The following is a 26,416-nucleotide window of genomic DNA, read 5'->3' as shown; positions in this document are numbered from 1 at the left end:
CGATAAGTTGCGAAAAGCAACTTATTTATTCATGAGCAAGAAGCGAAGCGGATTGCGAATGTCCATGAGCCCGACCGTACTTTCCTTGTGGAAAACCCCTCTTCGTGGTATACTGAAACACAGACAGGCGGACCAGCATATCCGCCAGAAAATACGCGGAGGATTTTTCCGGAAAGGATCGTGGATCATGCGGTTAGAGAAAGTGCAGGATGCCCTGAATAAGAAAAATATCAAATTTGAATACACAGAGGAGGACGGCTGCGGAAGTCTGGATTTCATGTTCCGTGGACTGAAATTCCATGTATGGGAATACGAGGACAATGGCTGGGGCGCCGAGACCAATATTTATGCGGCTGGAAGAAGTGAGGACATTGACGGAGATTATGAAGAGAAGATTTCCGCAGAGATCCTTTCCTGGCCGGATATGATCAATAACTGAACATTACCATAATTATTAATATTGTAAAATAAAACAGCTGTGGCTGAATATAACCGAAGGCTGCATAGCAGAAATCATGCGTATGTGGGAGCCGGTTATATTCAGTACAGCTGTTTTTTGTTTATGATTCCACATCAGTGACCTTGATCTCATCCTGAAATCCGTTCGTATAATGCAGTTCATAATCCTCAGTGATAAAAACAGCCTGCACACCTTTTTTCTCCGCAAATTTCAGTCCCTCATCCAGGCCAAGGGCGAAACAGGTGGTGCTTAAGGCATCTCCGTCTACAGACTGGTCAGAGATGATCGTCACAGAGATCAGGCCATTGTCGTAGGGGTAGCCGGTTTTGGGGTTCAGGATGTGATGGTATAATTTTCCGTCCTGTTTAAAACACCGTTCGTAAATTCCGGAAGATACAACGGATTTTCCGGTGATATCCATAACGGCTTCGGTTTCATTGCGGTCTGCAAAGGGCTTCTGGATGCCTACTTTGAAAGGTGTGCCGTCAGGCTTTGAGCCGATGCAGAGGACATTGCCTCCAAGGTTGATGATGGCACTGTCTACGCCTTTTTTTACCAGAAAATCTTTCAGGCGGTCTGCAATATAACCCTTGGCGATGGCACCTACATCGAACTGAATGCCATCAGAGGGAAGAGAGATATCCTGACCGTCAATGGTAATGCCATCGGAGCTGCACAGAGGAAGAGCGTTCTGGATATCTGAATCATCCGGCACTTTCGGATCTTCTGCCGTGAAATCCCAGAGAGAGGTTAAAGGGGCAATGGCAATGTCAAAAGCGCCGTTGGATTCCCGGGTGACAGCAAGTCCTTTCGATAATAATGCGGCAAGATCTTCGGATATGTGCCAGGTGTCTGTGGTGTTATTGACCTGATAAGGAGTGTGCTGAGCTTCAGTGTTTTGGTTTTCTGAAGGCTTATCTTTTAAGCTGGAATCGGAGGATACAGAAGAACGGTCAGTGTCAGAGCCATTGGAGTCCGATATTCTGTGATTTAATTTATAAAGTTCACTCTTCTCATTAGTCCGGCTGAAGATCAGCTCATATTTATCGCACAGCGCAAGGCAATCATCCAGGAGAGATTTATCCTGGGAATCATAGATGGTGATCTGCACGGCTGTATTTAATTTGATACTGTTGATGCTGATTGGCTTCTTTCCTGTAGCAGTGTCGGAGCCAGTGGCATTCTGGCAGCCTGTGAGAAGGAGCATGGGACAGACGAGAGCTGTGCATAGTATTAAATAGAAGAAACGCCGTTGAAAGAGATGCTTTTTTAAATAAAGATATATAGTTGACATAATACATTCTCCTGAATAAGTGGTAGTATAGTTGCTTTATTATACCATGCATTCTTAAAACCAGAAAGGCTTACGCCATCCGCAAAAATCATTGTATTTTGCAATAATATAAGATATAATTTCTCCGAAAAAAACATATTCGATATGGACCCAAATAACTGACCAGAATTTTTACAGATAAAAAGGAGATTTTCATGATAAAAGTAATTGCCAGCGATATGGATGGTACACTTCTTGGTGATGACCACGGGATTGCGCCGGAAACACTTGCTGCAGTAAAGCGTGCCTGTGATGCGGGAATCCGTTTTATGGTCGCTACCGGCCGGAATTTTCCAGGTGCCATGGAGGAACTGAAGGGAACAGATCTGACCTGCGATTATGTGGTGAGCAGTGGGGCGGAGGTACGGAATCCCCAGCAGGAGGTTGTAAAGAGTACGCCCATTTCTATTGATCTGTGTGAGGAAGTTTATAATACGGCAAAAAAATATCCGGTATCTGTGGCATTTTTTACAGACCGATATGATTATCGCATTGGAACAAAAAAAGAAATTGAAGATGGAATCATCCAGCAGATCCGCCTTTTCAGCATGGACAGAAATACCAGTGAGGAAATTGTCCGGGAGTCCCCGCAGTACCGCAGGATCGCCGGAAACACAAAAGGGATTTCCGATATCCGTTCCCTGGAAAGCAGCGGTGCGCCGGTGTACAAGATCTTCATTTTTGCGGAGGATGTGGAACTCCTGGGAAAACTCAGCGATGAGCTGCGGGAAAATCCGGCCATTGCGGTAGCCTCTTCTTTCGTATATAATCAGGAAATTACAGCAGTGGAAGCGCAGAAAGGTCCTGTTTTGAAAGAATATATAGAATCTCTGGGATATACCATGGATGAGGTGATGGTTCTTGGAGACAGCCTGAATGATTATTCCATGATCTCCATGGACTTCGGCGCAACGGTTGCAATGGGAAATGCAGTTCCGGAGATCAAAGAGGCGGCAAAATATATCACAAAGAGTAACAATGAGTTTGGCGTGGCCTATGCTATTGATCAGGTTTTGATCGCAAATAAGAATTCCTGCGCCTGAAAATATGTTTTTCCCCTTTTGGAAAAGCGCCATATATATTATAATGTAGCAAGATGAAAGTTCGCTTTACAAAAAAACACAGATAAAGAGAGGAAATCACGATGGTAAAAATGGAAAATGTTTTTATTATGGATCACCCGCTGATCAAACACAAAATCTCAATGCTCCGTGACAAAAATACCGGAACAAACGAGTTCCGTAAACTGGTAGAGGAAATCGGAATCCTGATGGGATACGAGGCACTTCGTGATCTTCCTACAGAGGAAGTGGAAATCGAGACGCCCATCGAAACCTGCAAAACACCCATGATCTCAGGCAAGAAACTGGCAGTGATCCCGGTACTCCGTGCAGGCCTTGGAATGGTAAACAGTATCCTGACACTGGTGCCATCTGCAAAGGTGGGACATGTAGGACTTTACCGTGATCCGGTCACACATGAGCCACATGAGTACTATTGCAAGCTTCCGGAGTCCATTGACGAGCGTATCTCCGTGATCGTTGATCCAATGCTTGCAACCGGCGGTTCTGCAGAGGCTGCGATCGACTTCGTTAAAAAACAGGGCGGAAAAAATATCAAGTTCATGTGCATCATTGCAGCTCCGGAAGGTCTGAAACGTCTCCACGAGGCACATCCGGATGTACAGATCTACTGTGGCTCCCTTGACAGAGAACTCAACGAGAATGCCTACATCTGCCCGGGACTTGGCGATGCCGGTGACAGAATCTTCGGTACGAAATAAAATGATACCAGCTTGCTGCGGAACAATCCGTGGTATCTGAAAAAACTTCAAAAAAATACTTGACACACCCGGCACTGTTATGGTATTGTACCTAAGAACGCTGCCGAAGACAGTAGGTGCCGTAAGGCATAAGGATCAAAACGCCTACCGAGGTCCAAGTATTCTGAGTTAAGATTACACAAGGCCTTATTGCGAAGCAGTAAGGTCTTTTTTTAACGGATTGACTTATTGCGACGGCGGTATACAAAATCTATAAGGAGGTGTACCATTTCATGGCAAAAGTAGAACTGAAACAACCAATCGTAGAAGAGATCTCTAACAGCATTAAAGACGCACAGTCTGTTGTACTTGTAAACTACAGCGGTCTTACAGTTGAGCAGGATACAATTCTTCGTAAAGAGTTAAGAGAAGCTGGTGTTCAGTACAAGGTATACAAGAATACCATGATGCGTCGTGCATTCGAGGGTACAGCATTTGAGAGCCTCAGTGAGCATTTACATGGCACAAATGCGATCGCTATCTCCGAGACAGACGCAACTGCTCCGGCAAGAATTCTTGCTAAATATGCAAAACAGTTCCCGGCACTGGAGCTGATCGCAGGTGTAGTTGAGGGTAACTACAATGATCAGGCCGGAATTCAGGCACTGTCCACAATTCCTTCAAGAGAGGAACTTCTTGGAAAACTGCTTGGAAGCATCCAGTCTCCGATCACCAACTTCGCTCGTGTGCTTAATCAGATCGCAGAGCAGAATGGCGGAGCTGACGCAGCAGCTGCTGAGTAATTACAGCAACGTGCAATTGGCGGCATAATGGCCGCATGATATTTAATTAAAATTTTTAAATGGAGGGAAATTAAAATGGCAAAATTAACAACAGAAGAATTTATTGCAGCAATCAAAGAATTATCTGTATTAGAGTTAAATGACCTTGTAAAAGCTTGTGAGGAAGAGTTCGGTGTTTCCGCAGCAGCAGGTGTTGTTGTAGCAGCAGCAGGTGCAGCAGGCGAGGCAGCTGAGGAGAAAGATGAGTTTGACGTAGAGCTTACAGAGGTAGGCCCGAACAAAGTTAAAGTTATCAAAGTTGTTCGTGAGGTTACAGGTCTTGGACTTAAAGAGGCTAAAGCTATCGTTGATGGTGCTCCGAAGGTTGTTAAAGAGGGCGCATCCAAAGCTGAGTCTGAGGACATCAAAACTAAACTTGAGGCTGAGGGAGCTAAGGTTACACTTAAATAATCCAATCAGAACTGAAGTTTCAGAGGCTGTTGTGTCTGCCGGTTTACCGGTGGCACAGCAGCCTTTTTTGTGTGAGAGGCAGATTCTGCGACATTTTTTGACAATGGGATGCATCGGCTGTATCTTGCTTTTTTTCGACAAAAGAATGATAATAAAAAGTACAGGAAAGGATGGTAACATGAAAAAAAAGATAGCAGCCTGTATTCTGGCAGTGACGGTTGGCATAGCAGGAATTCCGGTTCCTGCATCAGCACAGCAGATTTTTTCAGAGTCAGGTACAAAAAGTACAGATGCTGTACGAAGTCCGCTGGAAGAAATCCATGTCCAGGATTATGCCATGGAACAGCAGGAAGAGATTGAAGAAGAAGAGAATATGCCTGCTGAGGAACCGGATCCGCTGGTTCTGGATGATGATGGAAGTGTAGTTCCGGCATCCGCTGCCGCATGGGTAGAAGACGAGGTATCTGCAGATGGCTCAGACTCGGAAGAAAGCGGGGAATATGCTGGAGAAGATATGCAGATCCATGACAAAATGGATGAGACAGTGAGTGGGCAGAAAACACAGGAAAAAGATCAGGCAGATTTTTCAGACGGAGATAGCGTGACAGCAGAGAGTGCTGCTGATGATACACAGGAAGATATGACTGACGGCTCCGATAACGATATTCAGGAAGAAAGTTCTGCTGTTTCGGAAATACCGGAAGAGCCGGATCAGAAAACAACGCAGAATGATTTGCCGGAAGATGATCTGACCGGAGAAGAAAATCAGCCTTCGGAGGATCTTTCGGATAATCCATCGGCCGGAGAATTATCCGAGAAACCGGAAGAACTTACAGAAGAACCGCAGGAACCGGATGAACTCGAAGAAGACCCGTCAGAGAAGCCTTCTGATTCATCAGAAGAAACCATCTCCGACGGATCAGAAGAAGAATTTTCAGATGGGGAAGCCCTGGCAGGGGGTACAGGCACATATCAGGTGGAAACGCTGCAGATTCGGGAAGGGCAGGATATTACAGCACCATTAAATACGCTGTTCCTGAAACTGAAAAATCGGGCAACGGGTCAGACACCGTATAAGATCATCATTCCACCGGGACATTATAAACTTACCGGGACGCTCTGTATGTACAGCAATATGTATCTGTACGCACAGGGAGCAACGATCACCAAAACTTCGACGACCAAGCATCTGATCCTGAGACTTGGAAATACGAAAGAATCAGCAGGCGGTTATTCAGGATATCAGAATATCGTTATTGATGGTGGAACCTGGAACTATAATTATCAGTGCGTAAAAGGCAAAGATGAGCCAGGCGGTTTTGTAGGATTCTGCATTGGCCATGCAAACAACGTAACCATTAAAAATGCGATTTTTCTCAATAATCTGAAATCACATTTTCTGGAATTTGGAGGCGTGAAAAACGCAACGATCAGAAACTGTAAATTCCGTGGCTATTATAAAAATTACGAAAAGGGCGGTCAGGAGTGCATTCAGATCGACTGCTGTACAGATGAAGGAAATGTTTTTCCGCAGTATATGCCCTACGATGGAAGTACCTGCGAAGATTTTCTCATTGAGGGAAATACATTTGAAGATGTTTTTGCCGGTGTGGGAACTCACAGCATGATGGCCGGAAAAACATACAAACGAATCACGGTGAAAAATAACACATTCCGGAATATAAGGAAACGCTGCATAGAATTTCTGAATTATACAGATTCTGTTGCGGAAAACAATACCATGATCAACGTTGGCGTTGGTGTGGATGTTTCATCTGTAAACAAGAAGAATACACATCTGACGAAAGGTTATACAGGTGATCCCGATGTAAATACAGACCGAAAGATCAGGATATACGGGAACAAGATCAGCCTTTCGGGAGTCAGCAGCATTGCCGGTGTTGGCTGGGTGTGTAGCGGAATTAAAGTTTTTGGCTTTAATATGGAAGAAAACGGTGGCGTGGTTCCGAGAAAAGTTTATCCGGTAAAGGGAGTTACCGTAAAAAACAACCAGATTTCCGGTTACGGAAACGGAATCATTATGAAGCTTACAAATACCGCAACGGTTTTTGATAATCAGATGAAAATGAAAAAGCCTTCTGTATATTCCAATATTGGAATTTATGCAGAAGATTCCAGGGGAACATCGATTAAGAAAAATACTGTTTCCGGAACCGCAAATACGGGAATTTATTTCTATGATGCGGCGTATAGTAAAAATTCACAGCAGAAAAATTATATCCAGACCAATGTGGTTTCTTTAACGGGAGGAGACGGGATTTATCTGCAGAGGATGTCAGCTGCTTCCAGGATAGAAAAAAATACAGTAAAATCTGTCGGTGGTTCGGGAATCCATGTAAAGGATGGAAAGATGGCAGGCATCTACAGTAATACGGTATCATCCAACAAAAATCACGGAATCCGGATTGAATATACAACAGGAGGGATCTGGATCAGAGGTAATCAGGTCGTATCCAACAAAAACTGTGGCATTATGCTTGGAAAGGGAAAAGTTTCTCAGGTTGCCGGGAACACGATCTATAAAAACAGCAAGAAGGGTATGTACATAAATGGAACAGCTATCTGGGAAGTAAGGGATAATACAGTGACTGAAAACGGGGATGCCCAGGAAGTATATGCCAATAACTGCAAAAAACTGTGCAGCATCAGACGCCCGGTATGTAAAAAGATAACAACAAAAAGCACAGACGTAGCCGGAACCGCAGATGGAGGATATACGGTAACCGTTTATGCCTGGATATCCGGAAAGAGCCAAAAACTTGGAACTGCCAGAGTAAATACAAAAAAACAGTTTACTGTTAAAATTAAAAAACAGAAAAAGAACACCGTACTGAAGATCGTATCCAAAGACAGATATGGAAATGCGGTATCAGTGAATTATACCGTGAAATAAATAAGAGCTTCTGTTCCACACATCGTATGTATAAAAGGAACAGAAGCTTTTTTTGAAAAAATGTGAAAAAATTCAAAAAAAGTGCTTGACACGCTTTTTTTCTTATGTTAAAGTGGAGGATGCTATATTATGGCTAGATATGCCTGCCTAAAGGTCAGGCGGGATCATGTTGTAATAAATAATAAAAAAACAGGGGTGAAACGTCAATGGAAAAAAACAGAATTCGTTCTGTAAAAACTGGAAAGAGATGCGTATGAGCTACCAGAGACAAAAAGAAGTCCTGGAAATGCCAAACCTGATCGAAGTTCAGAAAGATTCCTACCAGTGGTTTCTTGACGAAGGTTTAAAAGAAGTATTCGATGATATTTCTCCGATCGCAGATTACGGCGGAAAGCTCAGTCTGGAATTCATCGATTTCACATATGATGAAAAAGATGCGAAATATTCCATCGAGCAGTGTAAAGAACGTGACGTGACTTATGCCGCACCTTTGAAGGTTCGAGTAAGGCTGATCAATAAGGAAACAGAAGAGATCAACGAACACGAGATTTTCATGGGAGATTTACCGCTGATGACTGCTACAGGTACCTTTGTTATCAATGGTGCTGAGCGTGTTATTGTCAGCCAGTTAGTACGTTCCCCTGGAATCTACTACGCAATCGCTCATGATAAACTTGGTAAGAGACTGTTTTCCAGTACTGTAATTCCGAACAGAGGTGCATGGCTGGAGTACGAGACAGATTCAAATGATGTATTTTATGTACGTGTAGACAGAACAAGAAAGGTTCCGATCACTGTTCTGATCCGTGCACTGGGCATTGGAACCAATGCTGAGATCATTGATCTGTTTGGTGAAGAGCCAAAGATCCTTGCCAGCTTTACCAAGGATACTTCCACAAACTATCAGGAAGGTCTCCTTGAGCTGTATAAGAAGATCCGTCCGGGCGAGCCGCTTGCAGTAGAGAGCGCAGAGAGCCTGATCATGGCAATGTTCTTCGATCCGAGAAGATATGACCTTGCCAAAGTCGGACGTTATAAATTTAATAAGAAGCTTCATTTCAACAAACGTATCGTAGGCCACAAGCTCTCCCAGGATGTTGTAGATACAACAACAGGTGAGATCCTTGCAGAGGCTGAGACACTTGTTACAAAAGAGCTTGCTGATACTTTACAGAATTCCGCAGTTCCGTATGTGTGGATTCAGGGTGAGGAGAGAGAGATCAAAGTCCTTTCCAGCCTTATGGTTGACATCCGTCACTATCTGCCGGAGCTTGAGGATCCGAAGTCCCTGGGTGTTACAGAATTAGTATACTACCCGGTACTCGAAAAAATTCTGGAAGAAAATGACACATTTGAGGACAGATGTGAGGCGATCAAACGTGATATCCACGACCTGATCCCGAAACACATCACCAAGGAAGATATCCTTGCGTCCATCAACTACAATATGCATCTGGAGTATGGCCTTGGTAACGATGATGATATCGACCACCTGGGTAACCGTCGTATCCGTGCTGTCGGTGAGCTGCTTCAGAACCAGTACCGCATCGGTCTTTCCAGACTTGAGCGTGTGGTACGTGAGAGAATGACAACACAGGACACAGAGAGCATTTCTCCGCAGTCCCTGATCAATATCAAACCGGTAACTGCAGCAGTTAAGGAGTTCTTCGGTTCTTCCCAGCTGTCACAGTTCATGGATCAGAACAACCCGCTTGGTGAGCTGACTCATAAGAGAAGACTTTCCGCACTGGGACCTGGCGGTCTGTCACGAGACAGAGCCGGATTCGAGGTTCGAGATGTACATTATTCCCACTACGGAAGAATGTGCCCGATCGAGACTCCTGAGGGACCGAACATCGGTCTTATCAACTCCCTTGCATCCTATGCAAGAATCAATCAGTACGGTTTCGTAGAGGCTCCGTACAGAAAGATCGACAAGAGCGATCCTTCCAACCCGCGTGTAACCGATGAGGTTGTATACATGACAGCGGATGAGGAAGATAATTACCATGTAGCACAGGCGAATGAGCCTCTGGATGAGGAAGGCCACTTCATTCATAAGAATGTATCCGGTCGTTACCGTGAAGAGACACAGGAGTACGAGCAGCACATGTTTGATTACATGGACGTATCTCCTAGAATGGTATTCTCCGTTGCTACAGCCCTGATTCCGTTCCTGCAGAACGATGATGCGAACCGTGCGCTGATGGGATCCAACATGCAGCGTCAGGCCGTTCCGCTTCTTACAACAGAGGCTCCGGTTGTTGGTACAGGTATGGAGACCAAGACAGCCGTTGACTCCGGTGTATGCGTTGTTGCAAGAAAAGCAGGTACCGTACTTCGTTCCACATCTACAGATATCTCCATTAAGAATGATGACGGAACAAAGGATGATTATCATCTGACCAAATTTATGCGAAGCAACCAGAGCAACTGCTACAACCAGAGACCGATCGTGTTCCAGGGAGAGCATGTTGAGGCCGGACAGGTTATCGCAGATGGTCCGTCTACATCCAATGGTGAGCTTGCACTTGGTAAGAACCCGCTGATCGGATTTATGACCTGGGAAGGTTATAACTACGAGGATGCCGTTCTGCTTAGCGAGAGACTGGTACAGAATGATGTTTATACATCTGTCCATATCGAGGAATATGAGGCAGAATCCCGTGATACCAAGCTGGGACCGGAAGAGATCACACGTGATGTTCCGGGTGTCGGCGATGATGCTCTGAAAGATCTGGATGAGCGTGGTATCATCCGTATCGGTGCTGAGGTACGTGCCGGTGATATCCTTGTTGGTAAGGTTACTCCTAAGGGAGAGACAGAGCTTACTGCTGAGGAGCGTCTCCTTCGTGCCATCTTCGGTGAGAAGGCAAGAGAGGTACGTGATACTTCCCTTAAAGTACCGCACGGTGAATATGGTATTATCGTAGATGCCAAGGTATTTACAAGAGAGAACGGCGATGAGCTGAGCCCTGGAGTAAATCAGGCAGTACGTATTTATATTGCACAGAAGAGAAAGATCTCCGTTGGTGATAAGATGGCTGGTCGTCATGGTAACAAGGGTGTCGTTTCCCGTGTACTTCCGGTTGAGGATATGCCATTCCTTCCGAACGGACGTCCCCTTGATATCGTGCTGAATCCTCTGGGTGTACCTTCCCGAATGAATATCGGACAGGTCCTGGAGATCCACTTAAGCCTTGCTGCCAAAGCACTTGGCTTCAATATCGCAACACCTGTATTCGATGGCGCTAACGAGGTTGATATCCAGGATACTCTGGAACTTGCCAACGATTACGTAAATACGGAAGACTTTGAGGAATTCCGTGAGAAATATAAAGACATTCTTGCACCGGATGTTATGCAGTATCTGGATGAGAATAAAGCTCACAGAGCACTCTGGAAGGGCGTTCCGATCTCCAGAGACGGTAAGGTAAGACTTCGTGACGGACGTACAGGAGAGTACTTTGACAGCCCTGTAACTATCGGTCACATGCACTACTTGAAACTGCATCATCTGGTAGACGATAAGATCCATGCACGTTCCACAGGTCCATACTCCCTGGTAACACAGCAGCCTCTGGGTGGTAAAGCTCAGTTCGGTGGACAGCGTTTCGGAGAGATGGAGGTTTGGGCACTGGAGGCATATGGTGCTTCCTATACACTGCAGGAGATCCTGACAGTGAAGTCTGATGATGTGATCGGACGTGTTAAGACCTATGAAGCGATCATCAAAGGCGATAACATTCCTGAGCCAGGTATTCCTGAGTCCTTTAAGGTACTTCTTAAAGAGCTTCAGTCTCTTGGTCTGGATGTACGTGTGCTCAGCGAGGACGGATCAGAGGTACACATTATGGAGACTTCTGATTACGGAGATACAGATCTTCGTCATGTCATTGAGGGCGATTCCAGAGGACGCAGAGATGAGGAGTCCTTCGGTAAACACGGCTATACCAAGCAGGAGTTTAGCGGAGAAGAGCTTGTCAATGTAGAAGAAGATGAAGACCTGGAAGAAGATGAGGACATGATCGAGTTTGAAGAGTCCTTTGATGATGAGGAATAAGAAAGGGGAAAGAATACATGGCAGAAACAACCAACGCCAATGAAACATATCAGCCAATGACTTTCGATGCCATCAAGATCGGACTGGCGTCCCCTGAGAAGATCAGAGAGTGGTCACACGGTGAGGTTTTAAAACCTGAAACAATCAACTACAGAACCTTGAAGCCTGAGAAGGACGGTCTTTTCTGCGAAAGAATTTTCGGACCGAGCAAGGACTGGGAGTGTCACTGTGGAAAGTATAAAAAAATTCGCTATAAAGGCGTTGTCTGCGACAGGTGTGGTGTTGAAGTAACCAAATCTGCCGTTCGTAGAGAACGTATGGGACACATTGAGCTTGCAGCTCCTGTATCTCATATCTGGTATTTCAAAGGAATTCCGTCCCGTATGGGTCTGATCCTTGATATTTCTCCAAGAACACTGGAGAAAGTGCTTTACTTTGCAAACTATATCGTTCTGGATCCTGCTGATTCAGGCCTTATGTACAAACAGGTACTCACCGAGCGTGAGTACCAGGAAGCAAGAGAGTCTTACGGCGAAGGCTTCCGCGTAGGTATGGGTGCTGAGTCCATCATGGAGCTCTTGAAAGCTATTGATCTTGAGAAAGATTCCGCAGAGCTGAAAGCAGAGCTTGTTGATGCAACAGGCCAGAAACGTGCAAGAATCATTAAACGTCTTGAGGTTGTAGAGTCCTTCCGTGAGTCCGGCAACCGTCCTGAGTGGATGATCATGACTGTGATCCCGGTTATCCCACCGGATCTTCGTCCTATGGTACAGCTGGATGGAGGACGTTTTGCAACATCTGACCTGAATGATCTTTACAGAAGAATCATCAACAGAAATAACCGTCTGAAAAGACTTCTGGAGCTTGGCGCTCCGGATATCATTGTCCGCAACGAGAAGCGTATGCTGCAGGAGGCTGTAGATGCCCTGATCGATAACGGACGCCGTGGACGTCCTGTAACAGGACCTGGAAACAGAGCCCTGAAATCCCTTTCCGACATGCTGAAAGGTAAATCCGGACGTTTCCGTCAGAACCTTCTGGGTAAACGAGTTGACTATTCCGGACGTTCTGTAATCGTTGTAGGACCGGAGCTGAAGATCTATCAGTGTGGTCTTCCGAAAGAGATGGCCATCGAGCTGTTCAAACCTTTCGTTATGAAAGAGCTTGTTGCTAACGGAACATCTCACAATATCAAAAATGCCAAGAAGATGGTAGAGAAACTTGAGCCTGCAGTATGGGATGTCCTTGAGGACGTCATTAAAGAGCATCCGGTTATGCTTAACCGTGCACCTACACTGCATCGTCTGGGTATCCAGGCGTTCGAGCCGATTCTTGTAGAAGGTAAGGCGATCAAGCTTCATCCACTTGTTTGTACAGCGTTCAACGCAGACTTCGATGGTGACCAGATGGCCGTACATCTTCCGCTTTCCCAGGAAGCACAGGCAGAGTGCCGTTTCCTTCTGTTATCACCGAACAACCTTCTGAAACCGTCTGATGGTGGTCCTGTAGCTGTTCCTTCACAGGATATGGTCCTTGGTATCTACTATCTGACTCAGGAGAGACCTGGAAACAAGGGTGAGGGCAAGTTCTTCAAGAGTATCAACGAGGCAATCCTCGCATACGAGAACAAGGTCATCACACTTCAGACCAAGATCATTGTACGCTGCCATAAGACAATGCCGGACGGAACTGTTTTAAGCGGCAATGTTCACTCTACACTGGGACGTTTCCTGTTCAACGAGATCCTTCCGCAGGATCTTGGATTCGTAGACAGAAGCGTACCTGGAAACGAACTGCTTCTTGAGGTTGACTTCCTTGTAGGTAAGAAACAGCTGAAGCAGATCCTTGAAAAAGTTATCAATACACACGGAGCAACAAAGACAGCCGAGGTACTTGACTCTGTTAAGGCTATGGGTTATAAATACTCCACACGTGCAGCCATGACCGTATCCATTTCCGATATGACCGTGCCGCCGCAGAAGCCGGAGATGATCAAGCAGGCTCAGGATACTGTTGACCGTATTACAAAGAACTACAAACGTGGTCTTATCACAGAGGAAGAGCGTTATAAAGAGGTTGTTGATACCTGGAAGAAGACCGATGATGAGCTTACAAAAGCCCTTCTGACAGGTCTTGATAAGTACAACAATATCTTCATGATGGCTGACTCCGGAGCCCGTGGTTCCGATAAGCAGATCAAACAGCTTGCCGGAATGCGAGGACTGATGGCTGATACAACCGGTCATACTATCGAGCTTCCGATCAAGTCTAACTTCCGTGAAGGTCTTGACGTACTGGAGTACTTCATGTCTGCGCATGGTGCTCGTAAGGGACTTTCCGATACCGCTCTTCGTACAGCCGATTCCGGATACCTGACAAGACGTCTTGTTGATGTATCCCAGGATCTTATCGTTCGTGAGGCTGACTGCTGTGAGAACAGAGCAGAGATCTCCGGAATGGAAGTTCGTGGATTCATGGACGGAAAAGAAGAGATTGAGAGCCTTCAGGAGCGTATCACAGGAAGATTCTCCTGTGAGACAGTTAAGAATAAAGACGGAGAAATCCTTGTTAAGGCGAACCACATGATCACACCGAAGCGTGCTGCCCGTATTATGAAAGAGGGCGTAAGCAACACAACAGGCGGACCGATCGACAAACTGAAGATCCGTACCATCCTTTCCTGTAAGTGCAAGGTTGGTGTCTGCGCGAAATGTTATGGTGCGAACATGGCTACCGGTGAGCCGGTACAGGTTGGTGAGTCCGTTGGTATCATCGCAGCACAGTCTATCGGTGAGCCAGGTACACAGCTGACCATGCGTACGTTCCATACCGGTGGTGTTGCCGGTGGAGATATCACACAGGGTCTTCCTCGTGTCGAGGAGCTTTTTGAGGCAAGAAAGCCGAAGGGTCTTGCGATCATCACAGAGATCCCAGGTGTTGCCACGATCAACGACACTAAGAAGAAACGTGAGATCATCGTAAATGATCCGGAGACAGGTGATTCCAAGACTTACCTGATCCCATACGGTTCCCGTATCAAAGTCCTTGACGGACAGGTTCTTGAGGCCGGCGATGAGCTGACAGAAGGTAGTGTAAATCCGCATGATATCCTGAGAATTAAGGGTGTTCGTGCAGTTCAGGATTACATGATCCGCGAGGTTCAGCGTGTATATCGTCTGCAGGGTGTTGAGATCAACGATAAGCATATCGAGGTTATCGTTCATCAGATGCTGAAGAAGATCCGTATCGAGGATAACGGAGATACAGAGTTCCTGCCAGGAACACTTGTTGATGTCCTTGATGTTGAGGAAGTTAACGAGAAACTTGAGGCAGAGGGCAAACAGCCGGCAGAGGGCAAACAGGTTATGCTTGGTATTACCAAGGCATCCCTTGCTACAAACTCCTTCCTGTCAGCAGCATCCTTCCAGGAGACAACAAAAGTCCTGACAGAGGCTGCTATCAAAGGTAAGGTCGATCCGCTGATCGGTCTGAAAGAGAACGTTATCATTGGTAAGCTGATTCCTGCAGGTACAGGTATGAAGCGTTACAGTGAGATCAGTCTTGACACAGGAATGCCGGAAGTAAAAACAGCTTCCGAGGAGCCTGAGGATACAGAGGAAATTTCCGTAGAGGAAGAGAAGACTGAGACTGCTCCGGAGGAAGAGACCGCTGCTGTTGAAGAGACAGCAGAGGAAACTGCACCGGTAGAAGAATAAGTCAATATACCTTGCTAATATAAATAAATCTCCCCCCGGAAATCCGGAGGGAGATTTCTGTTTATAAGCAGGGATTTTCTGAGAGAGGAGGGATTGCGATGGACAAGGAACTGCCAATTTCCCCGTGGCCGGAATGGAAGATCATAAGTAAGATCGGGGAAGGTTCTTTTGGAAGAGTGTATAAAGCTCAGAGAACAGAGAAGGGACGTTCTTTTTACTCGGCAATTAAGATAATCACAATCCCCGCCAGTAAAGGGGAACTGGACAGTGTGCGCTCAGAATCCGGCGATGAAAGATCCGTCCGCGGTTATTTCGAAAATCTGGTGGAGGAGTGCATTCAGGAAGTAAGCACCATGGAGTATTTCCGGGGAAATTCCCATATTGTATCTGTAGAAGATTACAAGGTAATGGAATATCTGGACGAGATCGGATGGGATATTTTTATCCGCATGGAATATCTCACAAGCTTCATGGAATATTATGCGGGAAAAAATCTCACAGAAAAAGAAGTGATGAAGCTTGGCATAGACCTTTGTAAATCACTGGAATACTGCGGGCAGCTTCACATTATCCACAGGGATATCAAGCCTGAGAATATTTTTGTATCCAGGTTCGGGGATTTCAAGCTGGGAGACTTTGGAATCGCCAGAGAACTGGAAAAAACCATGAGTACCCTTTCCAAAAAGGGAACTTATTCCTATATGGCGCCGGAGATGTACAGGGGAGAACAGTACGACAGCAGAGTGGACATTTATGCACTTGGCCTGGTGTTATATAAACTGATGAATCATAACAGGCTTCCGTTTCTGAATCTTGAAAAACAGCTGATCACATACAGAGATAAGGAAAACGCGCTCACGAGGAGGATGTCAGGCGAAACACCGCCTGCACCTGTGGATGCGGGAGAGGCTTTCGGCTCCGTTATCTTAAAAGCCTGTGCTTATGATGCAAAAGAACGATATCAGACTCCTGATAAGTTTCGGGAAGCACTGGAAGAAATCCGGTATGGAACGGCAAACAGAGAACAGGGAGTTCATGAGAAACCGAAACCAGTGGAGGAAAGACCTGTTCCGGAGTCCATGCCGAAGTTTCTCCAGGAGGGTGCAGCCAGACAGCTGGCAAGAACAAGTCAACTGAATACGGAGGCAATCCGTCAGGCACGTAGAAATCCTGCGCCGGTATCTGTACAGCCGGAGAAACCGACAGCCGGAGAAATAGCAAAAAATGCAGCCCGGAATAGGCCAAAGGCTCAGAGTACAATACAGAATCCTCAAAAATCTGCATCCGGAAAAACAGTATCCGAAAGAGATAGTCTGTCCGGTTATCAGTCAGGATTTTCCCGTCAGCCAGAACCCGGTATAAGAAAAACCGGAGCTGTAAAGCCCAGAGTTACTTCTATCACAGATCTGGAAGACGACCGTGACCAGAATCTCCAGGAGTGGGAAGGATCCGTGTCAGAGAATGGTGGAAATACCGATGACGGAAAGAGGCGGAAAGGCATTTTCAGAATGCTCATAGCAGCCGGGATCATTGTTGTGCTGATCGGCGGGATCATTGCGGTACGAACGATACGGAAACCTTCGGACAACGGGGAACCTTCGTATACAGATTCCGATGATTCTGATGCTCTGAACAAAGGAAATTTCGGCACTGTAGACGATGCAGATAAAAGCTTCGCACAGGCAATGGAAACGATACGTGACCATGCGACAACCATAGAAAATGCTCTGGACAGTTATAGACGTGAAGGCACAGAGGGGGATCGCCTGCGCTTTTATAACGGATCAGGAGAGATCGCCAAAGTACTTGTATATCCCGGCAGTTCCGCAGATGGCGTTTATGAGGAATATTTTTACTGGGGCGAGCAGATGTTTTATACTTATGTATGGGACGGAGATGAAAAACAGTATTTTTATTATCAGGACGGCCTTCTGATCCGATGGATCGATGCAGATGGTAAGGTTCATGATAAAGAGAGTGATAACGACAAATATGTAGAACTGGGAGACAAATACTGGAGTAATTCTGTAATGGAGCTTCAGCAATAATGTCGAAGGGGTTTTTACGAAAGGAAAAAGAATGGCCTATCAGATTGATTATGCATATACATGTCACACCGGAAAGGTGAGGACGAATAATGAGGATAATTTCTGGTGCTGCGGAGTGCGGCTGCCAGTGCACAACCAGGGAGTTGACGGAATCCTGGCAGGTCATACGCAGCATTGGCAGCTTCCCGTACTGGCAGTTTTTGATGGCATGGGAGGGGAAAGCTGTGGTGAGATGGCAGCCTCTGCAGCCGTGGAAGCACTGGGTGGTTTTTATGAAGAAAATAAAAAAAGCCTCAAAAAAGAGCCGGTGGTTTTTCTCACAGGAGCCTGTGCAAATATGAATGAAGCAGTATGCAGATACAGCAGGGAAAATCGTATCAGCAGCATGGGAACTACGATGGCACTTTTGTCTTTCAGTGAAAAAGCGATCTATGCCTGTAATCTTGGGGACAGTCGTATTTACCGCCATTTTCAGGGAAAACTGCAGCAGATATCTACGGATCATGTGATCAGTGGAAAAATGCTTGGAAAAGCTCCTTTGACACAGTACCTGGGTTTTCAGGAGGAAAACATGGCTCTGGAACCATCCATTGTGGAGATCGGCTATCAGACGGGAAGCAGTTATCTGATTTGTTCAGATGGCGTAACGGATATGCTGTCAGATGAAGAAATACAGGAAATCCTGAGCAAAACCGGTACCGCGGAAGAAAAAGTAGAAGAGCTTCTTGAAATGGCGCTGTCCAGAGGTGGAAGAGATAATGTAACGATGATCCTTGCCCAGATCAACGGCTATGAAGAAAAAAATCCTCTCAAACGATGGGCAGAACGGCACAGCACCGGGCGGTAGAAACTCTGCCGGTAATAAAGAGCGGCATTGCTTCCAACCGGCTCAGTCTGCCGGTGAGGAATATAAGGGATAAGGAGAATTTGCGATGAGAAATCGAATGCAGGATCTTGATTTTGAACAGACAGTTGCCTTCGATTCTGTGAAGGATTTTGAATTTACCAGAAAGGCGGCACAGAAGTTCCGCCAGGTTGTCAGTCTGGATTCCTTTGAGGATGAGGATGCAGATGTTATTTTTCATTATCTTTATAAAGAAATGGAACTGGTTTCTTTTGGCGATTATCTGAAAAGATATGTTTATGAGCGTGCAGAATTGGAAGAACCTTTTTCCCAGGTACCCCAGGAGGTTTACAGGGATATTGTGGTGGAATCTTTTAAAGAGACTTACACACCGAAATCCATGTCCCCGACTTCTGCCAAGCTGAGTTCTCTGGTGAACAACTGGCTGACCCAGGCTTCTGTGAAACGTGAGACTGTTTTTCTTCTTGGGTTCGGGCTCCGCATGAGTACGGAGGATGTATCGGATTTTCTGACCAGGGTGCTTCGGGAACAGGATTTTGATTTTCATAATCCGGAGGAAGTAATTTACTGGTATTGCTATCATAACCATCTTGGCTATTATAAGGCAGAAGAATATAAAAAAATCTATAAAGAACTGACACCCACGGAAAAAAAGACCGGTGAGGTTGTATACGGAACAGGTCTCTGTCTGGACAGTGAAGAGAAACTTCTGGAATATCTGGCATTTCTGAAAGGCAGATGCGACGATCCGAAATCGGAAAAGAGTCAGGCTTTTCAGGAATTTATGATCCTTCTGGAACGTGCCCGTAAGATCATTGCAGCCATGTACCAGCAGGATGAAGAGGAAAACGGTGGCAAAAAGATCTGGAAGCCTGAGAATATCAGCGCTTCAGATCTGGAGAAGGTCATCTGCAGCGGTATCCCTATCAACAAGATGGGAAATCTGAAAAAAATGTCCGCTTCTATTCTGGCAAAACATTTCAGCCAGAAGCGGTTCAGCCGCCAGAGGATCAATAACATTCTGAACCATAAGTTTCCGGTAGAACGATTTGATCTGATCACGCTGGAATTTTTTGTGATCTCTCAGGAGATGGCAGATGATGATCCATATACAAGATACCGCTATTTTCTGGATGAGATCCAGGAAATCCTGGCACGATGCGGCATGGGTGAGATCTACATAGTAAATCCATATGAGTGTTTCATCCTCATGTGTCTGCTGACAGACTGTCCGTTGGCAGTTTTTTCCGAGATCTGGGAGAAATCCTATGAAGAAGGGGAAGAGAAGAACTGAAAAGAAGAATAAAAAAGGATGATGCGTATCTGGCGCGTCATCCTTTTTTGTCTGTGCTTTATTCGTTGTAATAACCGTAAATGGAACGGCTGTCCTGAGCAATGGTATTCTGTGCCGCGGCGGTATCGTTAAGATCCTGTGACATGAAGCAGATCACAAGGTCGATTCCCTTTGCAGTATCGTAGATGATACCGGCATCATTCTCCACAGTGTCAAGCTCTCCGGTCTTGTTGGCGACTTTTACACCTTCTGGCAGCTGAGCGGGGATTTTGTTGGTTCTTGTCTGCATTTTCAGGAGGTGGTACATGTATTCCGCACCTGCAAGAGTATCTTCTGCCGCGCTGCCCTTGTCCATCTGATAGATGGTCTTCAGGAATTTTCCGCAATCTTTTACAGAGGTGTAATTATCTCCATTGGAATTATCTGCAAGAAGGAGACGTCCCATGGAAGTGTTGGTGTATCCATGATCCTGGCAGAATTTATTGACACGCGCCATTCCGGCTGCGTCATCACCGCCTCCGAGACAGTTGACAAGCTTGTTTGCCGCGTCATTATCACTGACTGTGATCATGGAATTCAGGTTGTTATCCAGGGTTTCTTTTCCGTAAGTTGTGGAAAGACTGTCATAATCTTCATATACAGCACCCATGATATACAGCTTGATCAGACTGGCAGCCTGCATCTTCTGATCATTGATGGCACCTTCGGTATTTTTTGCAAGATTACATACATATACGGACCAGGTACCGTTATCAGTCGGAAGAAGTGACTGTACCTGACTCAGTACGTTGTCCATGCTGGAGTCGGAATTATCGGTAAAAGTGCTGCTTCCACTGGAAGGAGACAGAGTGCCCTCTTCCTGTGAAGCTGCTGCGCTTTCCTGGCTTGCGGAAGAATCTGTGGAAGAATCAGAATTCTGCTCCTGAGAGCTGGAATCCTGAGAATCCGGGGAAGCGGCAGCTGCTGCACTTTCAACGGTAGGATCATCCGCATAAAGAGCATCCAGCTGATCTGCCTTGCTGCTCAGCTCAGCAGCAGAATCAGAAACTTCCTGAACATTTTTCTGAAGGTCGGAAACCTTGGACTGAAGAGATTCAAGCTTGTTCAGTGAACGGACATTCAGTGCACCCAAACCCACCAGGGCAACGGCAAGCACTGCGATCACAACATATAAAAATACATTTTTTTTCATAAGAAATACTCCTTTTACTGCTGAAAATAAGCATCAATTCCATTGGCGATCCCTTCGGCCATTGTCTGCTGGAAGGAAGAATCTGCCATCTTCAGATCATCATTCTGATTGGTCATAAATCCCATTTCCACAATAGTAACCGGTATGGTACTCCAGTTGATTCCTGTCATGGTATCTGTATAGATAATACCGCGGTTCTGAAAACCGGTAGCTGCACAGTAGGAATCAATGATGCACTGGGAAAGACGGTTGGAACTGTCATAGAGACTGGAAACATAAGGATTCTGCTGTGATGGGCACATGGTCAGTGCGCCGGAAACAGAAGAAGAATCATCGCCGTTTGCATGGACACGTACACAGATTTCTGCACCCTGGGATGCTACCAGCTCCGCACGTTCCTTGTTGCTGATCGCAGTATCATTGTCAGTTCTTGTCATTACAACCTGATAGCCATGTTGCTCCAGGATATCTTTCAGAAGAAGAGAGACATTCAGATTCAGCTGATATTCCGGAAGGCCGCTGAAAGAACCACTGGTTCCGGTAGAAGCTTTTGCTTTCATGGTGGAGGAACCAGGTCCGTTGGGCTCTGTGGCGCTCATATCCACGTTTTCACCCTGATGTCCGGGATCAATTCCTACGATGTGACCATTTGCAGCAGAAGCAGTGGTATCGCTGTCTCCGTCAGAGAATCCCTCACCACCGGCTTCACTGAAAACAGAAGGTTTGGAACTTTTCTGGCTGTTTTCGGATTCCGGTGCGCGTTCGTGTTCGCCGGTGTTGTTCTTTACTGCCTGTTCAGTCTGGGAGCGTTGCTGCAGATATTTGTCGGCTGCCTGTTTCTTTTCGATCTTGGCTGTATAAAGGTCAATATCTTCTTTCATGGCTTTCTGCTTCGTTTTGACCGGTTCGATGACGGAAGTCATTTTCTGGTCTGCGGCATCAATTTTCTGATAGGTTTTGTAACTTAAGCCAAAAAGCAGTCCAATACAGATAAGACCCGTCAGAAACAGGACGATCGCCATCAGATGGGGCTTTTTTTCCATAAGATCATGTCCTTTCTGGGAAAATAGTTTGTATTTGTAAAACATTATAAAGAAGGACTTCGGAAAAAGCAATTGCGAAATTCTCCTTGACAAAAGAGAAAAGTATGATACTATATATGTAAAATAATTATATATAAAAATTTTATATATAAAATAATTACATAAAGGGGTGAGCGTATGTATTACTATCCGGTGTCAGCTGTGCTGACGGAATGCCTGATCCTCTCTGTTGTGGAACAGCAGGATTCCTACGGATATGAGATTAGTCAGACTGTGAAGATGGTAGCATCGATTAAGGAATCAACTCTGTATCCTATTTTGAGGAAGCTGGAGACAGGCGGATATCTGACAACTTATTCCGAGGAGTTCCAGGGAAGGAAGCGCAAGTATTATTCCATCACAGAGGAAGGACGCAGTCATCTGGAATATCTGAGGAAAGAGTGGAGAGAATACCGCGATACCATAGATGATATTGTGGAAGGGAGACTTCGAAAATGACGAGGAAAGAGTATATGGAGCAGCTCAGGAAATATCTGAAGCGGCTTCCGAAAGAAGATTATGAGAATGCCATTGAATATTTTTCGGAATATTTCGATGAGGCAGGTCCGGAGAATGAGCAGCAGGTAATGGAGGAACTTGGCGAGCCGAAGGAAGCAGCCAGGGAACTGCTTCTGAATCTTCTGCAGGAGAGTGTGGGAGACGGGAAAGACAGTACCGGAGAAAAAGAGACGGAACTGCCGGCAGAAGGTTCCGGCAACCGACGGAGTGCAGCAGGACAAAATGCAGCTGCTTCAACCAGTGATTCTACAAAGAAGAAACGTTCTCCGGGTAAGATCATCCTCCTTGCAATTCTTGTCCTCTGTGCGTCACCGGTAAGTCTGGCACTTATGTTCAGTGCGCTGGCAGTATTGTTTGCCGTAGTAGTTGTGATCGCAGCCGTGATTTTTTCCCTGGGTGTGGCCAGCATCGCAACCATAGCCGGAGGAATCATGGTAGCCGGTTTTGGAGCCACACTGATCCTGAAATCTGTGGCAGCAGCCTGCATGATGGTTGGCGGCGGATTTCTTATGGCAGGAGCCGGAATCCTGGTCGGTGTGCTTACCATATATATCTGTAAATGGTGTGCAACAGGAATCGGACGTCTGGTAAACCGATTTGTAAGAAAGAAGGTGCAAAGAAATGAATAAGATCGCAAAAACAGCATTGATGACAGGCACAGCGCTCTGTGTGGCGGGAGTCGTTCTTTCTACAGCAGGATATTTTGCCGGGGGAAAAGATTTCACATATGCTTCAGATCATGTGTATGTATCCGGAGGAAATTCTTCTGCTCATAAAAACCTTGCAGTTATGAAAAAAGAACAGATCGATGATTTTACAAAACTGAATGTAGATTTTGAGGATCTTGACCTGGATATCCGGACTTCGGATGATGACCATTATTATATGGAATATAAACTTGAGAAAAACGGAAAGAAAGATCCCCTGACCTGGGAGGATAAAGACGGAGAACTTACACTTAAGGAGTCCGAAGGAGGAACGGGAGGTTATTTTATAACATATGATCTGGGAGTCTTTCGGACACATATAGAGCAGACCCAGAAAGAAGATGCGGTAAATACAGTGATTCTCTATGTGCCGGAGAAAGCGCAGCTTCTGGAAGCTGAGATTCAGCTTTCGGACGGAGATTTTACTGCCGATCAGCTTTTATGTGAAAAAATGACAGCGCAACTTTCCGATGGAGATCTGATGCTGGACAAAGGCGTGTTTGAAAAATTTGAGGCAAAGCTTGGCGACGGAGATCTGGATGTAAAAGAGCTTCAGTGTACGGATAACATGGCAGCTGAAATCCGAAAGCGGAGATGTGAGCATAAAAAGAGCAGATCTTACAGACGGCCAGATTTCTCTTGATGATGGTGAGCTTCAGATGGGCAACAGCAGTTTCAACGGAGATATGGAAATCACCAGCTCCAACGGAGATGTTTCCATCCAAATGAAAAAGAGCAGCGTGGATAAAACCAACATTTATCTGAAAACCACAGACGGGGATGTAGATACAGGAGATCTTTCCCGTGGAAAATCCAGCAATGAGGAAGACTTCTCTGTTTATGAGAACCAAGTAGGCACTTCCGCACCGACTTTAAGTGTGAAATGTAGCGACGGAGATATTATGTTAACCGAATCTGCAAAGTAGATAATGCGGATAGCAGATATCTGCCTGAACAGTCATCTGACCCTGAATCCGCCAGATAATAAAGAATGATCCAATAAAAGAAATCTTCTGAACAGCAGCAGACAAAAACACTGCCGTTTGGAAGATTCTTTTTGTTGTAAACAAAATATGAGGATGGTAAAATATACATCTGACGTAACGTTATACCGAGCAGGAGAAGGTTAAAAAAATCAAATGATAAAAAAAGATAATACTTCAAAACAGATCAGGATCTACTGTCTGGTCGTAGGGATCATTTCCTTCTTTATAGTATCCGTCTGCGGACAGCTGCTCAACAGGAATACTGTAAATGAAGAGAAAATGCGAGCTGCTTTTACAGCGGAAACAACCGTGAACCGGATAAGATCACAGCTTAACCGATATCTTGATGTCTCAGAATTCTTTCAGAATATCATTGAATCCGGACATCAGATGGACAGTAAAGAATTTCAAGCTCTGTCGCAGATGATCTCCGACGATTCTCAAATTATAAAGGCTATTGAACTGGCACCGGACGGAGTAGTTAAGGATATTTATCCTCTGAAAGGAAATGAGGCAGCTTTTGGAATTGATATGCTAAATAGTCCGGCCCGTAAACATGAAGCGAATCTGGCAATGAAAAGCGGCCAGTATACCATAGCCGGTCCCTATGAGCTGAATCAGGGAGGCCTTGGCTCACTGTTGTTTGAACCGATTTATATTACAGATAAATCCGGGGAAAAATCCTTCTGGGGATTCTCAATCCTGGTACTTGACTGGAACCGATTTCTGGAAGAACTGGAACTGGATAAGCTTACCGATGCTTCCTACTGTTATCAGATGTGGAAAAAAGACGGAAATTCCGGAAAGAAAACCATCATCGCCCAGGGGGGAGATGCGATTCACAAAGGAGCTGTACAGATCAGCTGTAAGGTTCCAAATGACACCTGGTATTTTGAGATTATTCCACATACCGGATGGGTTACCGTGAAACAGCAGGCACTGGTTTTTCTGGTTGCTGTAAGCATAGCGGTTCTGGCCACTGCGATCTGTTATCTGATGCTTCACAGAAAACAGAGAGAAAAACTGTATACAGAAGAAATCCGGAAGTCCGCGGAAAAAGCCAGAAAAGCAAATGAGGCAAAGACGAGATTTCTCTTTAACATGAGTCATGACATCCGGACACCAATGAATGCCATCGTAGGATTTTCCGGACTCCTTGAAAAAAGCATTCATGACGAAAAGAAATCTCTTGATTATATAAAAAAGATCAGGGTTTCCAGCGATATTCTGCTGACGATCATCAATCAGGTTCTGGAAATGGCCCGTATCGAAAGTGGAAAGATCACTCTAAGTTCGGAAAGTGTAAATATCCGTGAAATGGTGGAAGCCATGAACACCGTTTTTGAATCATCCCTTACAAAAAAATCTCTGGAATATCAGTGCAGCCTGAATGTGGTCCACGATCAGATCCTGTGTGATAAAACAAAGATGGAGGAAATTATTCTGAATGTTGTCAGCAATTCCATCAAGTATACCAATCCTCATGGAAAGATCACAGTATCCATTGATGAGCTGGATTCTGAGGATGAGAAAAACGCAAACTATAAAGTTGTTGTAGAAGATAACGGGATTGGAATGAGCCAGGATTATCTTCCACATATCTTTGAGGAATTTTCCAGGGAACATACTTCTACGGAAACCAGAGTTGCAGGCACAGGACTTGGACTTCCAATCGTAAAATCTCTGGTTGACCGGATGGGTGGAACCATCGAAGTAGAAAGTGAAGAGGGAAAAGGCACCCGCTTTATTATGAAATTTTCTTTTCCTGTCAGTTTAGAAAACCAGGTTCGGGAAAAAGAGAAACAGAATATTCCGGATATTACAGAGAAGCTTGAAGGAAAACGGATTCTTCTTGCGGAAGATAATGAACTGAACGCGGAAATTGCGGAGACAGTTCTTGAAGAAACCGGAATAAAAGTGAAACATGTGGAAGATGGCATCCAGTGTATTGAGGAACTGAAAAAGATGCCGGAGAAATATTATGATGTGATCCTGATGGATGTCCAGATGCCAAATATGGATGGTTACACGGCAACACAGAGGATCCGGGATTTGGACGATTCGAGAGCTGAGATTCCGATCATTGCCATGACAGCCAATGCTTATGATGAGGACAGACGGAAGGCACAGGAAGCGGGAATGGATGGTTTTCTGGCGAAGCCACTGGACGTGGATGAGATGATGCGTCTGCTGGCCCAAATTATAAAAACAGAATAAATGAA

18 protein-coding genes, 1 pseudogene and 1 other annotated feature are annotated in these 26,416 nt (G+C 45.4%); of the genes and pseudogenes, 16 read left to right on the top strand and 3 right to left on the bottom strand.

The window, feature by feature from the left end:
- Positions 1-187: 187 nt before the first annotated feature.
- Positions 188-439 (top strand): kinase, encoded by a 252-nt coding sequence (locus tag AC04Q6_RS06520; RefSeq protein WP_118061892.1) that lies wholly within the window; start codon positions 188-190, stop codon positions 437-439.
- A 121-nt stretch (positions 440-560) separates the two neighbouring features.
- Here the strand turns inward: AC04Q6_RS06520 and AC04Q6_RS06515 are convergent, their stop codons facing one another.
- Complete coding sequence (locus tag AC04Q6_RS06515; RefSeq protein WP_119248081.1) at positions 561-1,754, bottom strand: FAD:protein FMN transferase; 1,194 nt, start codon at positions 1,752-1,754, stop codon at positions 561-563.
- Positions 1,755-1,948: 194 nt separating this feature from the next.
- Between AC04Q6_RS06515 and AC04Q6_RS06510 the strand changes: the two genes are divergently transcribed.
- The 10 genes and pseudogenes from AC04Q6_RS06510 (at position 1,949) to AC04Q6_RS06465 (ending at position 19,708) form a co-directional block, all read left to right on the top strand.
- Positions 1,949-2,836 (top strand): Cof-type HAD-IIB family hydrolase, encoded by an 888-nt coding sequence (locus AC04Q6_RS06510; RefSeq protein ID WP_119248082.1) that lies wholly within the window; start codon positions 1,949-1,951, stop codon positions 2,834-2,836.
- A gap of 110 nt (positions 2,837-2,946) precedes the next feature.
- Positions 2,947-3,576, top strand: a complete 630-nt coding sequence (upp, locus tag AC04Q6_RS06505; RefSeq protein WP_118061893.1) for a uracil phosphoribosyltransferase — start codon at positions 2,947-2,949, stop codon at positions 3,574-3,576.
- 85 nt (positions 3,577-3,661) lie between these two features.
- Positions 3,662-3,798: a sequence feature (ribosomal protein L10 leader region), on the top strand.
- A 50-nt stretch (positions 3,799-3,848) separates the two neighbouring features.
- The gene (gene rplJ, locus AC04Q6_RS06500) at positions 3,849-4,358 is read left to right on the top strand and encodes a 50S ribosomal protein L10 (protein WP_021975916.1); all 510 of its coding nucleotides are present in this window, start codon (positions 3,849-3,851) and stop codon (positions 4,356-4,358) included.
- A 75-nt stretch (positions 4,359-4,433) separates the two neighbouring features.
- The gene (rplL, locus tag AC04Q6_RS06495; RefSeq protein WP_118061746.1) at positions 4,434-4,808 is read left to right on the top strand and encodes a 50S ribosomal protein L7/L12; all 375 of its coding nucleotides are present in this window, start codon (positions 4,434-4,436) and stop codon (positions 4,806-4,808) included.
- A 178-nt stretch (positions 4,809-4,986) separates the two neighbouring features.
- A complete protein-coding gene (locus tag AC04Q6_RS06490) occupies positions 4,987-7,722 on the top strand; it encodes a right-handed parallel beta-helix repeat-containing protein (protein ID WP_187306446.1) in 2,736 nt (911 codons plus the stop codon).
- A gap of 206 nt (positions 7,723-7,928) precedes the next feature.
- A pseudogene (gene rpoB / locus AC04Q6_RS06485) lies at positions 7,929-11,785 on the top strand (DNA-directed RNA polymerase subunit beta).
- A gap of 17 nt (positions 11,786-11,802) precedes the next feature.
- A complete protein-coding gene (gene rpoC, locus AC04Q6_RS06480; RefSeq protein WP_174087893.1) occupies positions 11,803-15,501 on the top strand; it encodes a DNA-directed RNA polymerase subunit beta' in 3,699 nt (1,232 codons plus the stop codon).
- Between the two features lie 98 nt (positions 15,502-15,599).
- Positions 15,600-17,549 (top strand): serine/threonine protein kinase, encoded by a 1,950-nt coding sequence (locus tag AC04Q6_RS06475; protein WP_119248085.1) that lies wholly within the window; start codon positions 15,600-15,602, stop codon positions 17,547-17,549.
- Between the two features lie 31 nt (positions 17,550-17,580).
- The gene (locus AC04Q6_RS06470; protein ID WP_021976216.1) at positions 17,581-18,396 is read left to right on the top strand and encodes a PP2C family protein-serine/threonine phosphatase; all 816 of its coding nucleotides are present in this window, start codon (positions 17,581-17,583) and stop codon (positions 18,394-18,396) included.
- Positions 18,397-18,481: 85 nt separating this feature from the next.
- Positions 18,482-19,708, top strand: a complete 1,227-nt coding sequence (locus AC04Q6_RS06465) for a hypothetical protein (RefSeq protein ID WP_118070879.1) — start codon at positions 18,482-18,484, stop codon at positions 19,706-19,708.
- Between the two features lie 58 nt (positions 19,709-19,766).
- On the opposite strand, the gene AC04Q6_RS06460 is transcribed toward AC04Q6_RS06465, so the two are convergent.
- Positions 19,767-20,900, bottom strand: a complete 1,134-nt coding sequence (locus AC04Q6_RS06460) for a serine hydrolase (RefSeq protein ID WP_118061752.1) — start codon at positions 20,898-20,900, stop codon at positions 19,767-19,769.
- Positions 20,901-20,914: 14 nt separating this feature from the next.
- Positions 20,915-21,943, bottom strand: a complete 1,029-nt coding sequence (locus AC04Q6_RS06455) for an N-acetylmuramoyl-L-alanine amidase family protein (protein WP_242997033.1) — start codon at positions 21,941-21,943, stop codon at positions 20,915-20,917.
- 177 nt (positions 21,944-22,120) lie between these two features.
- Here AC04Q6_RS06455 and AC04Q6_RS06450 point away from each other — a divergent pair, with 177 nt between their 5' ends.
- The 5 genes from AC04Q6_RS06450 (at position 22,121) to AC04Q6_RS06430 (ending at position 26,411) form a co-directional block, all read left to right on the top strand.
- Positions 22,121-22,441 carry a PadR family transcriptional regulator gene (locus AC04Q6_RS06450; RefSeq protein ID WP_118061753.1) on the top strand — a complete coding sequence of 107 codons (321 nt, stop codon included), beginning with the start codon at positions 22,121-22,123 and terminating at the stop codon, positions 22,439-22,441.
- Positions 22,438-23,130: a DUF1700 domain-containing protein gene (locus tag AC04Q6_RS06445; RefSeq protein WP_118061754.1), complete on the top strand. Its 693-nt coding sequence runs from the start codon at positions 22,438-22,440 to the stop codon at positions 23,128-23,130. Before AC04Q6_RS06450 ends, AC04Q6_RS06445 begins: the two co-directional genes overlap by 4 nt.
- A complete protein-coding gene (locus AC04Q6_RS06440; RefSeq protein WP_476389591.1) occupies positions 23,123-23,851 on the top strand; it encodes a DUF4097 family beta strand repeat-containing protein in 729 nt (242 codons plus the stop codon). The genes AC04Q6_RS06445 and AC04Q6_RS06440 overlap by 8 nt, the downstream gene beginning before the upstream one ends.
- Positions 23,805-24,134 carry a DUF4097 family beta strand repeat-containing protein gene (locus AC04Q6_RS06435; RefSeq protein WP_476389590.1) on the top strand — a complete coding sequence of 110 codons (330 nt, stop codon included), beginning with the start codon at positions 23,805-23,807 and terminating at the stop codon, positions 24,132-24,134. The genes AC04Q6_RS06440 and AC04Q6_RS06435 overlap by 47 nt, the downstream gene beginning before the upstream one ends.
- Positions 24,135-24,347: 213 nt before the next feature.
- Positions 24,348-26,411, top strand: coding sequence for a sensor histidine kinase (locus tag AC04Q6_RS06430; RefSeq protein WP_119248086.1), 2,064 nt, complete (start codon positions 24,348-24,350; stop codon positions 26,409-26,411).
- Positions 26,412-26,416: the final 5 nt, after the last annotated feature.

The sequence above is a fragment of the Blautia sp. HA9023 genome (assembly GCF_056504095.1).
This window is presented reverse-complemented; position numbering and strand designations above follow the sequence as displayed.

What these genes read in the sequence shown, in the direction of transcription:
- AC04Q6_RS06520 (WP_118061892.1), top strand. Translation starts at nt 188, where the DNA reads ATGCGGTTAGAGAAAGTGCAGGATGCCCTGAATAAGAAAAATATCAAA.
- AC04Q6_RS06515 (WP_119248081.1), bottom strand. Translation starts at nt 1,754, where the DNA reads ATGTCAACTATATATCTTTATTTAAAAAAGCATCTCTTTCAACGGCGT.
- AC04Q6_RS06510 (WP_119248082.1), top strand. Translation starts at nt 1,949, where the DNA reads ATGATAAAAGTAATTGCCAGCGATATGGATGGTACACTTCTTGGTGAT.
- upp (WP_118061893.1), top strand. Translation starts at nt 2,947, where the DNA reads ATGGAAAATGTTTTTATTATGGATCACCCGCTGATCAAACACAAAATC.
- rplJ (WP_021975916.1), top strand. Translation starts at nt 3,849, where the DNA reads ATGGCAAAAGTAGAACTGAAACAACCAATCGTAGAAGAGATCTCTAAC.
- rplL (WP_118061746.1), top strand. Translation starts at nt 4,434, where the DNA reads ATGGCAAAATTAACAACAGAAGAATTTATTGCAGCAATCAAAGAATTA.
- AC04Q6_RS06490 (WP_187306446.1), top strand. Translation starts at nt 4,987, where the DNA reads ATGAAAAAAAAGATAGCAGCCTGTATTCTGGCAGTGACGGTTGGCATA.
- rpoC (WP_174087893.1), top strand. Translation starts at nt 11,803, where the DNA reads ATGGCAGAAACAACCAACGCCAATGAAACATATCAGCCAATGACTTTC.
- AC04Q6_RS06475 (WP_119248085.1), top strand. Translation starts at nt 15,600, where the DNA reads ATGGACAAGGAACTGCCAATTTCCCCGTGGCCGGAATGGAAGATCATA.
- AC04Q6_RS06470 (WP_021976216.1), top strand. Translation starts at nt 17,581, where the DNA reads ATGGCCTATCAGATTGATTATGCATATACATGTCACACCGGAAAGGTG.
- AC04Q6_RS06465 (WP_118070879.1), top strand. Translation starts at nt 18,482, where the DNA reads ATGAGAAATCGAATGCAGGATCTTGATTTTGAACAGACAGTTGCCTTC.
- AC04Q6_RS06460 (WP_118061752.1), bottom strand. Translation starts at nt 20,900, where the DNA reads ATGAAAAAAAATGTATTTTTATATGTTGTGATCGCAGTGCTTGCCGTT.
- AC04Q6_RS06455 (WP_242997033.1), bottom strand. Translation starts at nt 21,943, where the DNA reads ATGGAAAAAAAGCCCCATCTGATGGCGATCGTCCTGTTTCTGACGGGT.
- AC04Q6_RS06450 (WP_118061753.1), top strand. Translation starts at nt 22,121, where the DNA reads ATGTATTACTATCCGGTGTCAGCTGTGCTGACGGAATGCCTGATCCTC.
- AC04Q6_RS06445 (WP_118061754.1), top strand. Translation starts at nt 22,438, where the DNA reads ATGACGAGGAAAGAGTATATGGAGCAGCTCAGGAAATATCTGAAGCGG.
- AC04Q6_RS06440 (WP_476389591.1), top strand. Translation starts at nt 23,123, where the DNA reads ATGAATAAGATCGCAAAAACAGCATTGATGACAGGCACAGCGCTCTGT.
- AC04Q6_RS06430 (WP_119248086.1), top strand. Translation starts at nt 24,348, where the DNA reads ATGATAAAAAAAGATAATACTTCAAAACAGATCAGGATCTACTGTCTG.